Raw genomic sequence first — 12,726 nt, 5'->3', positions numbered from 1 at the left:
CATGGTTTATTAATAGTAGTTCTCAACTCTATTTAATTCTCAATATTATAAATTGGAGAAGTCCAATGTACCAAACAAATCATCGTATGTTTCAGCGCGACGAATTTGTGTAACAGATCCATCTTTGTGCAACAACAATTCAGCAGAACGTAATTTGCCATTGTAGTTAAAGCCCATCGAGTGACCATGTGCACCTGCATCATGAATGATGATACGGTCACCAATATCAATTTTTGGCAATTCCCGTTGAATAGCAAATTTATCATTATTTTCACACAAGGAACCAGTTACATCATACACATAATCTTTAGGGGCATTTTCTTTTCCCATTACCGTAATATGATGGTAAGAACCATACAATGCTGGACGCATTAAATTAGCCATACAAGAGTCTAAACCGATATAATGACGATAGATATCTTTTTTGTGAATAGCTGTGGAAACAAGATATCCAAATGGGCCTGTTACCATGCGACCACATTCATAGGCCAACGCGATATCATTAAGACCATTGCCTTTAATGATTTTATCATAAGCTTCATGAACGCGTTCGCCCAAGATTTCAAAGTTAACAGGTGTTTGTTCTGGTTTATACGCTACGCCTACACCGCCACCAAGGTCGATAAATTCAACATCGATGCCTAATTTTTCTTTAATTTCTACAGCAAGGTTAAAGCAGATTTCAGCTGTACCTACCAATCCATCAATATCAAGTTCATTAGATACAACCATAGTATGTAAACCAAAATGTTTTACACCCTTTGCTTGTAATTGCTTATATGCCTCAAACACTTGTTCACGAGTCATACCATATTTTGCTTCCTCTGGAAGGCCGATAATCGTATTGCCCCCTTCTTTCAAAGGACCTGGATTATAACGTACGCAGAATGTATCTGGTAGAGAGCCGTGATGTTGTTCTAAATATTCAATATGAGTAATATCATCTAAATTGATGATAGCCCCCATATCCAACGCCTTTTTATACTCTACATAAGGTGTGTCATTGGATGTGAACATAATATCATGTCCAGTGATACCTACCTTTTCACAAAGAAGTAATTCAGCTAAGGAAGAGCAATCAGCACCTACCCCTAGTTTTTGTAATACACGCATAATATATGGATTTGGAGTAGCTTTCACAGCAAAATACTGTTTAAAGCCCTTATTCCAAGAGAATGTGGCGATGAATCTCTTCATATTATTAACGATGCCTTCTTCGTCATAAATATGAAATGGAGTCGGATATTTAGCAATAATTGCTTCTAATTGTTCAGATGTAAATGGAACTGTTTTTTGATTCATAATAACCTCTCTACATAGTAAAAGACTCATCTATGATGAGTCTTCTAATTAACTGATTATTTAAATAAGGCCTTATCTAAACTATAGCTACCTGCACCAGCAAAGAACAACATAATAGCGCCAAAGCCCATTTGAGATGGATAATCCCAACTAAAGAAATTACCATTAAGATTTAGTATAGTAGCCACTGCTAATGTACCTATAATCAGAAGGGAGCCTATACGTGTAAACAAACCTATGATGATAAGAATACCACCAACCATCTCTGCATAGGAGGCAATAGTACCTAGAATTACCTCAAAGCCACTTGGTACACCTAAAGCGGATAACATAGCCCCTACCTTATAGAGAACTTGTTCTCCACTTACATATTTTAAGTATCCATGATAGAACATGGAAATACCTAATGCAAAGCGATAGAATAAAAGACCAAAATTAATATAATCAGGTTTACTTTTAAATAAAAAGTTCAACATAGTAACACCTCTTTATTATATAGATATTTTTAGATATAAAAATTATATGCTATATACTAGTGTCTGTCAAACTAAGACTCTTATATGAAATTCTATAGAATTATATCATAAATTGTTTATGAAATCAATTTATCAAGACTTATTCTAAGAATAAAAAATCCTAATGAATGCAGTAAGTTACATTCATTAGGATTTTAATATATTATCTATATGTCGCTAAAAACAGTTGATTACATCATACCGCCCATACCGCCCATTGGAGGCATTGCAGGAGCAGCAGCATTTTCTTCTACTTTGTCAGCTACGATTGTTTCAGTAGTCAATACAAGAGAAGCGATGGATGCAGCATTTTGAAGAGCAGAACGTGTTACTTTTGCAGGATCCACGATACCAGCTTTTACCATGTCGATATATTCTTCTGTCAAAGCATTGAAACCAACGCCAGCTTCTGTATTTTTAACTTTTTCAACTACAACGGAGCCTTCAAGACCAGCATTGTAAGCGATTTGACGAAGAGGTTCTTCTACTGCACGTTTAACAAGGTTGATACCAGTTTGAACATCACCAGTGGCTTCCAATGTGTTCAATGCAGGGATGATATCGATGAATGTAGTACCACCACCAGCTACGATACCTTCTTCAACAGCAGCACGAGTTGCGTTCAATGCGTCTTCGATACGAAGTTTCTTATCTTTCATTTCAACTTCTGTAGCAGCACCTACTTCGATAACTGCAACACCACCGGACAATTTAGCAAGACGTTCTTGTAATTTTTCACGGTCGAATTCAGAAGTAGTTTCTTCAACTTGTGCACGGATTTGGCTAACGCGTTTAGCAATTACATCTTTATCGCCTACACCATCGATGATTGTAGTTTCATCTTTAGTAATGCGAACTTGACGAGCTGTACCAAGGTCAGTAAGTTCTACGGAATCAAGTTTACGGCCCATATCCTCAGTGATTACAGTACCACCAGTTAAGATAGCGATATCTTCAAGCATAGCTTTACGACGGTCACCGAAGCCAGGAGCTTTAACTGCTACAGCTTTGAATGTACCACGTAAACGGTTTACTACCAATGTAGCCAATGCTTCACCTTCTACATCTTCAGCGATGATAAGAAGTTCTTTACCTACTTTTACAACTTTTTCAAGTGTTGGCAACATATCTGCGATAGCACTGATTTTACGATCAGTAATCAAGATGTATGGGTTATCCATAACAGCTTCCATACGATCAGGGTCAGTTACCATGTAAGGGGAAATGTAACCGCGGTCAAATTGCATGCCTTCTACCACATTTAATGCAGTTTGCAAGCCTTTGGATTCTTCTACAGTGATAACGCCATCGTTACCTACTTTTTCCATAGCTTCAGCAATCAAACCACCGATTTCTTCATCAGCTGCAGATACGCTAGCTACTTGAGCAATTTCAGATTTACCAGAAACTTTGATGGAGCGTTTTTTGATTTCTTCAACCAAAGTTTTTACAGCTGTTTCAATGCCTTTTTTCAAGATCATTGGGTTAGCACCAGCTGCTACGTTGCGCATACCTTCTTGAATCATAGCTTGTGCCAATACTGTTGCAGTAGTAGTACCATCACCTGCTACGTCGTTTGTTTTAGTTGCAACTTCTTTTACCAATTGAGCACCCATGTTTTCAAATGGATCTGGAAGTTCGATATCACGGGCAATAGTTACACCATCATTTGTGATTGTTGGGGAACCAAATTTTTTATCCAATACAACATTACGGCCTTTTGGTCCTAATGTTACTTTTACAGCGTTAGCTAATTGATCAACGCCACGACCCAAAGCGCGACGAGCTTCTTCATTAAACAAGATTTCTTTTGCCATATGTATTACCTCCTAGATAGTAACACTATCCAATGTAAAGAAATATATGCCCTAAGGCAATATAGAATGTATCATTAATATGTATAGCCGTGAAAGCTATTAATCAGCTATTATAATACTGCCAAGATATCGCGTTCGCTAATGATCAAGTGAGTAGCGCCATCGATTTCTAATTCGCTACCAGCATATTTTGCGAACATAACAGTATCGCCAACTTTAACTTCTGGAGCTACACGTTGACCATTGTCATATACTTTACCAGCACCTACAGCTACAACAACACCTTCTTGAGGTTTTTCTTTTGCTGTATCAGGAAGGAAGATACCACTTTTAGTTTTTTCTTCTTTTGCTTCTAAACGGATAAGAACGCGGTCAGCTAATGGTTTTAACATATGATGTCACTCCTTATTTACTAGTTATTATTTATAATCTATTAGCACTCTAAGTTACTGAGTGCTAATCACATGTATTATTATAACCGATGTTAAAATAATTGCAAGTACTAATTTTGATTTTTTGACTTTTTAGTTTTTATATGTATTAAATCATATAAAATAGCCTCCTATATAAATTTATAGAAGGCTATTTGTATTTTTTCTCTATTATATTAATTAGATGATGTTTGCTTAATAACTAATTCACATATACTAGCAATGGATTCACGCTTTTTCATACTTAACTGACGAATTCGATTATATGCTTCATCCTCAGTGATTTTATATAAATCCATGAGAATCCCTGTAGATTTTTGAATTAATTTTCGTTCCTCTAGTGTTTTCTCTAAATCAGCCATTTGCTGACGAGATTCTAATTCATCTAAAAATCGGCCACATGCCATTTCTAGTGTTGGAATTAATTGTTCTTCTCTGACAGGTTTTATTAAATAACCATATACACCAGATTCACGAGCTTTTGTCACCAAATCCTGTTGACTATAACTAGTTAAAAGCACAACAGGTGCCAAATGGTTAAATCCTATTTGACGTGCCGCTTCGATGCCATCTAGCTCAGGCATTTTTACATCCATTAACACCGCATCAGGTTTTAACTCTTTACACAACGTAATAGCTTCAACACCATTCGATGCTTCCCCCACTACTTCATGGTGTTCAGATTCTAAAATATCTCGCAAATCCATGCGAATTAATGATTCATCATCGACGATTAAAATACGCATTTATTGCTCCTTATGAATATGAATTGTAACAATAACGCCCACATCACCATTTTCAATTGTCATATGACCTTCTAGCTCATGGGTTACTAAATTATTAATAATCTGCATTCCAAGACGCTTGCTTTTTGTCATATCAAAATCTAATGGTAATCCTTTCCCTGAATCGGTAAAGGTAATGGCTATTATATCGTCTATACATGATACTAAGATGGAAATCACACCATCATCACCCGTTAATCCATGAATAATACTATTTGAAATTAATTCATTGAATACAAGGGAAATATAGCTGGCTTGGTGAGATGAAATAATACAATCATCCCCGTGATAGCGAAATTCTACATGTTGATTTCGCTCCACCATACTTTGGCGTAATAATCGACATAATTCATCATATATAGACCGTATAGAAATATAATCCTCATCATAATGGGATACTAAATCATGGACGAGAGCCATACTTTCAATGCGTGAAATGCCCTCTTGCAATGCGGATTTTACCTCTGGTAAATCAGAGCGACGCGCTTCCATTCGTAGTAAACCTGCTACTGTTTGTAAGTTATTTTTAACACGGTGATGTATCTCTTTAATAATGGAATTTTTAACTAGTAGTTCTTGTTGCTGTTTACTTTCACGGGTACAATCATGAAGAATTAAAAAGCAACGACATTCATTGCGCCCCATAGGTATAGGGATCATATGTTGCCTAAGGACCATGTTATGATAGATTTCTTCTGATACATAATCATTTCTATCTGCTAGCACACGATGAATCGCAGATATTTTTAAAGAACTACCAAAAATGGATGTGCCTACCAAACGTCGATCAACACCAACAATATCCGCTAAATGTAATGCCGTATCATTACCATACAAGATAGTCCCATTTTGGTCAAAAATGATGAGCCCATCCAAATACGATATAGGCTCATATTCTTTAATTTGTTCATCTGTGGCCGTCAACATCAGTCGTTGCATTGTATCGGCTACGATAAATCCTCGTTTACCTTCTAATCCATTAGCAAGTGCTACATAGGAAAAAGAAATTCCGCCTATCGTCTTACCGCCATTATCGACAATGGGAAATAGATATTCAAATCCATTTTGTGTGGATTGTTGAAAGCTTTCACCGGTGGTGATTAGTTTTTTCCACATATCAGAACTAGGTATGCGAGATGTAACTAATGAGTCATTAGACTCATATATACACATCATGTCATCATTCGCAATCTCTGTAAACAAGACAATCTTGTGTTTACTCACCGATTGGCCAAAGCGAATCATATGACTAATATGAACTAGTAAGGCTGCTTGCAAACTAGATAGGTTTGTTTCCTTAACAAGTTCATCATATATATGTACAGTCATACTACTTACCTTCTACCCATGCAACGGTACCAATTGGCACACTAGGCTTAGCATTTAAATGTAAATCGCAGAACTTTCCGGCTTGTGCCATATAGTAAGCACGGCACCCGATCATAGCCGCATTATCAGTAGCTAAAATTTTACCGGGTTTATAATACGTAAACCCTTCTTCATTACACATATTCTCTAATGCTACTTGTAATCCTTGATTGGCCGATACACCACCAGCGATGGTTATTTTAGTTTCCCCTAGTGTATGAGCTGCATCCTTAGTTTTTTCTACCAGAACATCTACGATGGCCTTTTGAAAGGACGCTGCCACATCAGCCTTATTTATGTCTTCACCTTTTTGAGATTTACTATTTAAGTAGTTCAAAACAGCTGATTTTAAACCACTAAAGCTAAATTCAAAATTCCCCGACTCACTAAGGGCCTTCGGAAACTCAATAGCATCTGGATTGCCCTCTTTTGCTAATGCATCAATATGAGGTCCTCCAGGATATGGAAACCCCATAACACGGGCAATTTTATCAAAGGCTTCACCTGCCGCATCATCCCGTGTTTGTCCTAAAATCTCAAATTCTTCATAGCCTTTCACATGAACTAACATAGTATGACCACCTGATACAACAAGGCTTAAAAATGGTGGTTCTAATGTAGGATTAGCTAAGAAATTAGCAAAAATATGACCTTCCATATGATGAACAGGTACTAAAGGAATCCCCGTAGCAAAGGATAATCCTTTTGCAGCTGCTACGCCAACTAATAGGGCCCCTACTAATCCAGGCCCATAGGTAACCCCTATATGATCGATATCATTCAATGTGACATGAGCATCTGCTAATGCTTGATCAATAACAGGGATAACTTGTTCTATATGATGACGGGATGCAATTTCTGGCACTACACCACCAAATTTTCGGTGAATTGGCACCTGACTCGATATGACATTAGAAAGTACTGTACGGCCATCCTTAAGTATAGCTGCCGATGTTTCATCACAGCTACTTTCTAATGCTAATGTATATACACTCATTTTCCTTCCTCTTTAATAAGCGACATGATATACGCATCTTCTTTAGGCTCAGAGTAATAATTTTTTCGCATACCTTTTACAGTAAACCCCAATTGTCGGTATAGGGATAAAGCAGATAGATTAGATATACGAACTTCTAAAAAGATTTCATGCATGCCTCGTTTAAAACATTCCTCTATTAATGCACTTGTTAGTTTAGCACCAAAGCCTTGGCGTCTTGCAGATGGACGTATCGCAATATTCGTAATTTGCCCTTCATCATATACAAGCCACGCGCCTGCATAACCTACAACACCATTAGCATCTTCTATGACATAATAGAGTTTCTTATCTTCATTCAGTAATTCTGTTTCTATGGAATCTAAACTCCAAGGAACAGAAAAGCATTCCATTTCAATAGCAAAAATTTCCTTTGCATCCTCAATCGTTGCTCTACGGACTGTCATCTCTATTTTTCACCTGCCGCTTCGATTACAGTGACTGTAGGATTCTCCTGTAACATAGCAGGATTATCTTTATGTTTTTCTTCCCACAATACTTCTGCTTCGGACCGTCTAATATAGTACGGTATCATATCCATAGGATCGGCACTTTCCCCGCGTTCAATCATAGGACGAGCACTTAATAATAAAGAACTAGCCTTAGGTATGCGATAGATAGAATCACCAATGATTAATAACTCATCATCTTCTACTAGTGGAGCAATCCGCTTAATACCATCGCCCACAAATATGACGCGTTTATGTTGGTTTCGTAATCGTTCTACTAATGAAGCAGCCTCTACTACGAATGGCTCTTCTTTAACCTGTAAATGCTCTCCATCATATATATACAGAGCCGCATAGACATGTTTCTTTTGCGCATCAATTACCGTACAAATCGTATCTGTAGTGTATGGAATATTACGCGCTAATCCATCCATAGTCATAACACCGTATAAAGGTATGTGTAATGCATACGCCATCGCCTTTGCCGTTCCCATTCCTATGCGCAAACCCGTGAAGGAACCAGGACCACTAGCAACAACGATTCCTTTTAAATCGGATTTTTCTACCCGCGTCATCTCTAGCAATGATTGAATATGAGGTACTAATTGCTCAGAATGAGTCAGGCTGGCTTGTATTGTAATTTCACCAAGTAACTGACTTTCATTCATTACAGCAACACTAGAAACGACAGAACTCGTTTCAATTCCCAACCACATACGTACCTCCTAAAGTATTTAATGTTTCAGCGTCAAGTACATCGCTCTCTAATGTAATCCGTCTAGAGTGAGTATCAATCGAATCAATATGAATCCATAACGTTTCATCGGGCAATTCATCTTCAAACTTATCTGCCCACTCTACGATGGCAACTTGATTCTCTGTAAATTCATAAAATCCAATATTTTCTAATTCACTTACATCGTCCATGCGATATAAATCAAAATGGTATATTTCACCGGCCAATGTCATATAGGTATTCATAAGAGAAAATGTAGGACTTGTAATATCCTCCGACACGCCAAGTCCCTTTGCTATACCCTGAGACATATGAGTCTTACCAGTCCCTAAATCACCAATTAATGCCATGCATAGTGGACTACCAGACTCTTTGACCCACTGTCCTAGGCGTTCGCCAAAACATTGCGTATCCTGTACGGAATACGTTTCTAATATAACTTTATTTTTACTCATGAAAATGATTATATCCTTTCGCTTCTAATAAGCGTATCTCTTTATCCTTAGTCACCGATTGTACCATCGGTTTTCCTTCTATGACCTCACCTATTAATGTAATAGGTCCCAACTGTTCTAATGTCTGTGAAAGCTCCTTAGGCGCCGTAAATACGAGCTGAAAATCTTCGCCACCCAACAATGCATAATCAACAGGATTAGTATGTAATGTGTTTGCTAATTTATATGTTTCTTCATGCAACGGTATAAGCGATTCATCAATGACAATCGAAACTTGAGATGCTTTTGCGATTTCATTTAACTCACTGCTAAGACCATCGCTAATATCATTCATACTGTGAATACCAAGTTCGCGTAACGATTGGCCTAATTCAATCTGTGGTTCTGGTCGTTGATGACCAATGCGCGTCATAGGATAGCCATCAAGGTTATATGATAAAGAGCCTAACCCTGTTGCAGCATAACCGATATAATTAGTAACGCCCACTACGTCTCCAGGTTCGGCACCGCTTCGTAGTATCGCTTTACCTTTAGGTACCTCGCCTATGATGGTAATGGTCCATACCATAGGTCCATCTGTACTGACCGTGTCACCACCAATAAGATTTACATGATATCGTTGGCATTGCTCCTTAATACCTCTATAAATTTCATCTAAAATTCGCGTATCTATATGACCAGATGCAGCCACAGACAGTACAACTTGACGAGGTATACCTCCCATCGCAGCAATATCACTCAAATTAGCCGTCATCAAACGATATCCCACATCATAAGGCATCATGTAGTGAAAGCTAAAATGAACGCCTTCCACCATGGTATCCGTGCTTACGAGTTGGTCATACCCTTCCGTTGCCCTATAAATAGCACAATCATCGCCGATGCCTTGCACCACTGTTCTATCGTCATATATTGTATCCGATTCAATACTATGTATGAAATTAAATTCACCAAGAGTTTTAAGTTCCACAATATCACCCTTTTTATCTTATGCACTATATGTATTGTAACATATATAGGAATGCAAAAAAAATCGACCTCATCATACCGATGAGGTCGATTCGTACATTATTTTTTTATGAGTTGATCCATCCGTTTAACAGGACTTTTCGTATCGAATGCCCCTACGACAGGAACCTTTTTGCCATCACATACAAAGAGCACACCATTGATATTATCAAAGGATGTCAATGTATTCACGATAGCAGCCATTTGCAACTTAACAGTCAGGTCGCCACCTTTGCCATCAACAAAAGCTTTGTTTACCTCTACAGAGGCAATGCCATCTTTAACAGTTACAGAATTGATTTCTATCGCCTTATCAAAAATAGGATACTTTTGTTGGCGATCAGCCTTTAACATGGCAAGTAATGCAGCCTTTGGCGTTACCTTATCTGCTGAAATATCCACGGATTGTTGTTTAACACCGGAACCATCTTCAGTAGGAACAAAGAATACCATTTTAACGGATTCACTAGAAGCCTTAGCAGTTTCAGCATCTTTATTGACCTTCACCTCTTGGCTTACGTTTGCAGAACCTGTGTTTTGCATTTGATTGGAATTACAGCCCGCTGTAAAAGCTAGGATGCCGATACAAGCAATCACTGTTATTTGATTTCGAATATTCATCCTTAGCCTCCAAAGTAACTAGCAATACCAGCAGCAATGCGATTAGCAAAGTCTTGTTCTGTTTGGTCGCTCTTCAATGCACGTTCTTCATTAGGATTAGAAATAAAGCCTAATTCTACGAGAATAGCCGGCATATTTGTATGTCTCAATACATACAAATTACCTTCTTGGATACCTCTGTCACCATTGAAACCTGGTACATTAGCAATTTGATTTTGTACTTTTTGTGCTAAGCGAGCGTCATTACTAGTTTTAGAATAGTAGTATGTAGCAATGCCACCTACACTTGGGTTGTTGAAAGAGTTAATATGAACACTTACAAAAGCATCTGAATTATGGGAGTTTGCTATATTAACGCGAGCCCCCAACTCATCAACACCACTCGCATTAGGACCATAAACATCGACATCTGTAGTACGAGTCATGAATACCTTAGCACCGCGAGCTTCTAGAGCTGATTTCAAATATTTAGAAATCGGTAATGTTGCACTTTTTTCTTGGAACCCTGTAGGGCCAATAGCACCTGGGTCGCTACCACCATGACCTGGATCAATAGTAATTACCTTACCGGATAATCCTCCTGATACAGAGTATTTACCGGACCCTTTACTACTTGCTGGCGCTGTAGCTGGGGATGGTTTCTTACCATAATTGATAGGTTTTGGAGCCACGCCTTTTTTCTGTACATCTACAACGATTCGATACGGCTTTTGATTGACTGTATCCTTCTTCAAAGAAAATACCTTCACATCATTAGTATCCAATGCGGATGGAGTTTTAATCGTAACTGCCACATCTTTACCAACTTGTGAAAATTGAGCTACGCTAGCAATAGAAGAATCCATATAAATTGTATTCTTCGCTGTTTTTAGCTTTGTATTCTTCAAAGTAACCGTTGTCATTTTTCCATCTTTACTGATGGACGCTGCCGCTTTTACAGGAGTCGATAAATCCATAACCATACGTACATATGGAACAGGTGCATCAGTTCTCGTTACCCAACGAGCATCCTGTAAATTAGCAGCCTTTGCTTGACTTAACATCAGTGGAATAGCCATGAGAAAAGCAAAGCAAATCAAAAATAGTTTACGCAATACATTCACTCCAATCTAACTGACATACTTTTTGTCCAAACCATAGAGATGAGCCGATGATACTAATGCTTCGTCTCATCGTTCCAATCTATCCATAAACTAATGTTAGATTATAGATAAATTATTTCATACAAACATGAAGATATGTATACGGATTATACATATCTATCATCGTTCTGTAGAAATTTGCCATTCATTCCCATCCGTACTAATGTGAATACGTCCCATCGTATCTGTACGATAAATGGCGATATTGTGTTCATTCAAATGACGTAATGTCACATCATGAGGATGACCATATTTATTATATAACCCACAAGAGATTAATGCACTCTCTGGTTTGACGGATTTTAGGAAATCTTCAGAACTACTTGTGCGCGATCCGTGATGCCCCACCTTCAAAATACGAGCAAAGAGCTTACTATTTTGCTCTTTTATAAGCCGTTGTTCTTCTTGTAATTCTGCATCACCGGTAAAGAGCATAGAAAATTTACCAAATATAAATTTACCAACAATAGAATTATTATTTAAATCCGGTTGCCCTTTTTTATCTACTAATGTATCATCCCAAGGCGCATATACTACAAATACTGCACCATGACCAAAATCAACAGTACTACCTTTCTTTAACGTAGTGCGTTGAATATTCTTTTTCTCAATCCATTTTTCATATGTTTTATACATATTATTATCGACAGAGATACCATCGTCATATACATGTTCTATAGGCATCGCCTTTGCAATAGCTAAGAAACCACCCATATGATCTGCATGAGGATGTGTGATGATAACATTTTTTAACTTAGTAACACCAAGGTTATGTAGTTGGGCTACAATATTTTCACGATGTTCTATATCGCCCGTATCAATCATGCTATACTCATCACCAACTTTAAGAAGTATTGCATCCCCTTGGCCAATATCTAGCATATAAATATCAACATGACCTTCTGCATTGGTCTGCTTTGTATCAATAGAATAATTGGATGATGCCGACACGGCTTGTGTAGCTGCTTTGGATACATCTGAATTTGAACAACCTGCTAGCACAAACAGTGGCACTAATAAAGCTACGAAGCATAGTAGTATTCGTTGTAATCGCGTCATAT

The 12,726-nt window shown here is 37.8% G+C and carries 14 protein-coding genes; all 14 read right to left on the bottom strand.

Annotated features, from left to right (window positions below; translation table 11 throughout):
* Positions 1–45: 45 nt before the first annotated feature.
* The 14 genes from O3617_RS00640 to O3617_RS00575 all read right to left on the bottom strand — a co-directional run bounded on the left by O3617_RS00640 (position 46) and on the right by O3617_RS00575 (position 12,724).
* Positions 46–1,302, bottom strand: a complete 1,257-nt coding sequence (locus tag O3617_RS00640) for a diaminopimelate decarboxylase (RefSeq protein ID WP_371448048.1) — start codon at positions 1,300–1,302, stop codon at positions 46–48.
* A gap of 56 nt (positions 1,303–1,358) precedes the next feature.
* Entirely contained in the window at positions 1,359–1,778 is a 420-nt protein-coding gene (locus O3617_RS00635; RefSeq protein WP_371448046.1) for a DoxX family protein, read from the bottom strand.
* A gap of 230 nt (positions 1,779–2,008) precedes the next feature.
* Positions 2,009–3,634, bottom strand: coding sequence for a chaperonin GroEL (gene groL, locus O3617_RS00630; RefSeq protein WP_005378685.1), 1,626 nt, complete (start codon positions 3,632–3,634; stop codon positions 2,009–2,011).
* Between the two features lie 110 nt (positions 3,635–3,744).
* On the bottom strand, positions 3,745–4,026 hold the full coding sequence (gene groES, locus O3617_RS00625) for a co-chaperone GroES (RefSeq protein ID WP_004696047.1): 282 nt from the start codon (positions 4,024–4,026) through the stop codon (positions 3,745–3,747).
* 215 nt (positions 4,027–4,241) lie between these two features.
* Complete coding sequence (locus tag O3617_RS00620; RefSeq protein WP_371448045.1) at positions 4,242–4,811, bottom strand: ANTAR domain-containing response regulator; 570 nt, start codon at positions 4,809–4,811, stop codon at positions 4,242–4,244.
* Complete coding sequence (locus O3617_RS00615) at positions 4,812–6,179, bottom strand: sensor histidine kinase (RefSeq protein WP_371448044.1); 1,368 nt, start codon at positions 6,177–6,179, stop codon at positions 4,812–4,814. It lies immediately after the preceding gene.
* Between the two features lies 1 nt (position 6,180).
* The gene (gene tsaD, locus O3617_RS00610; protein ID WP_371448042.1) at positions 6,181–7,215 is read right to left on the bottom strand and encodes a tRNA (adenosine(37)-N6)-threonylcarbamoyltransferase complex transferase subunit TsaD; all 1,035 of its coding nucleotides are present in this window, start codon (positions 7,213–7,215) and stop codon (positions 6,181–6,183) included.
* Positions 7,212–7,661 (bottom strand): ribosomal protein S18-alanine N-acetyltransferase, encoded by a 450-nt coding sequence (rimI, locus tag O3617_RS00605; RefSeq protein ID WP_270524011.1) that lies wholly within the window; start codon positions 7,659–7,661, stop codon positions 7,212–7,214. The genes tsaD and rimI overlap by 4 nt, the downstream gene beginning before the upstream one ends.
* A 2-nt stretch (positions 7,662–7,663) precedes the next feature.
* Positions 7,664–8,419 (bottom strand): tRNA (adenosine(37)-N6)-threonylcarbamoyltransferase complex dimerization subunit type 1 TsaB, encoded by a 756-nt coding sequence (gene tsaB / locus O3617_RS00600; protein WP_371448041.1) that lies wholly within the window; start codon positions 8,417–8,419, stop codon positions 7,664–7,666.
* Positions 8,403–8,894 carry a tRNA (adenosine(37)-N6)-threonylcarbamoyltransferase complex ATPase subunit type 1 TsaE gene (gene tsaE, locus O3617_RS00595; RefSeq protein ID WP_371448039.1) on the bottom strand — a complete coding sequence of 164 codons (492 nt, stop codon included), beginning with the start codon at positions 8,892–8,894 and terminating at the stop codon, positions 8,403–8,405. Before tsaE ends, tsaB begins: the two co-directional genes overlap by 17 nt.
* Positions 8,887–9,864, bottom strand: a complete 978-nt coding sequence (gene thiL, locus O3617_RS00590; protein WP_371448038.1) for a thiamine-phosphate kinase — start codon at positions 9,862–9,864, stop codon at positions 8,887–8,889. Before thiL ends, tsaE begins: the two co-directional genes overlap by 8 nt.
* 98 nt (positions 9,865–9,962) lie before the next feature.
* Entirely contained in the window at positions 9,963–10,523 is a 561-nt protein-coding gene (locus tag O3617_RS00585) for a GerMN domain-containing protein (RefSeq protein ID WP_371448037.1), read from the bottom strand.
* Positions 10,524–10,525: 2 nt separating this feature from the next.
* Positions 10,526–11,617: an N-acetylmuramoyl-L-alanine amidase gene (locus tag O3617_RS00580; protein WP_371448035.1), complete on the bottom strand. Its 1,092-nt coding sequence runs from the start codon at positions 11,615–11,617 to the stop codon at positions 10,526–10,528.
* Positions 11,618–11,785: 168 nt separating this feature from the next.
* Positions 11,786–12,724: a ComEC/Rec2 family competence protein gene (locus O3617_RS00575; RefSeq protein WP_371448033.1), complete on the bottom strand. Its 939-nt coding sequence runs from the start codon at positions 12,722–12,724 to the stop codon at positions 11,786–11,788.
* Between the last annotated feature and the right edge of the window lie 2 nt (positions 12,725–12,726).

It is taken from the genome of Veillonella sp. 27098_8_77 (assembly GCF_041431535.1).
Classification (GTDB): domain Bacteria; phylum Bacillota; class Negativicutes; order Veillonellales; family Veillonellaceae; genus Veillonella.
Note: the sequence above shows the minus strand (reverse complement) of the source record. Positions and strands in the feature narration are given on the sequence as shown.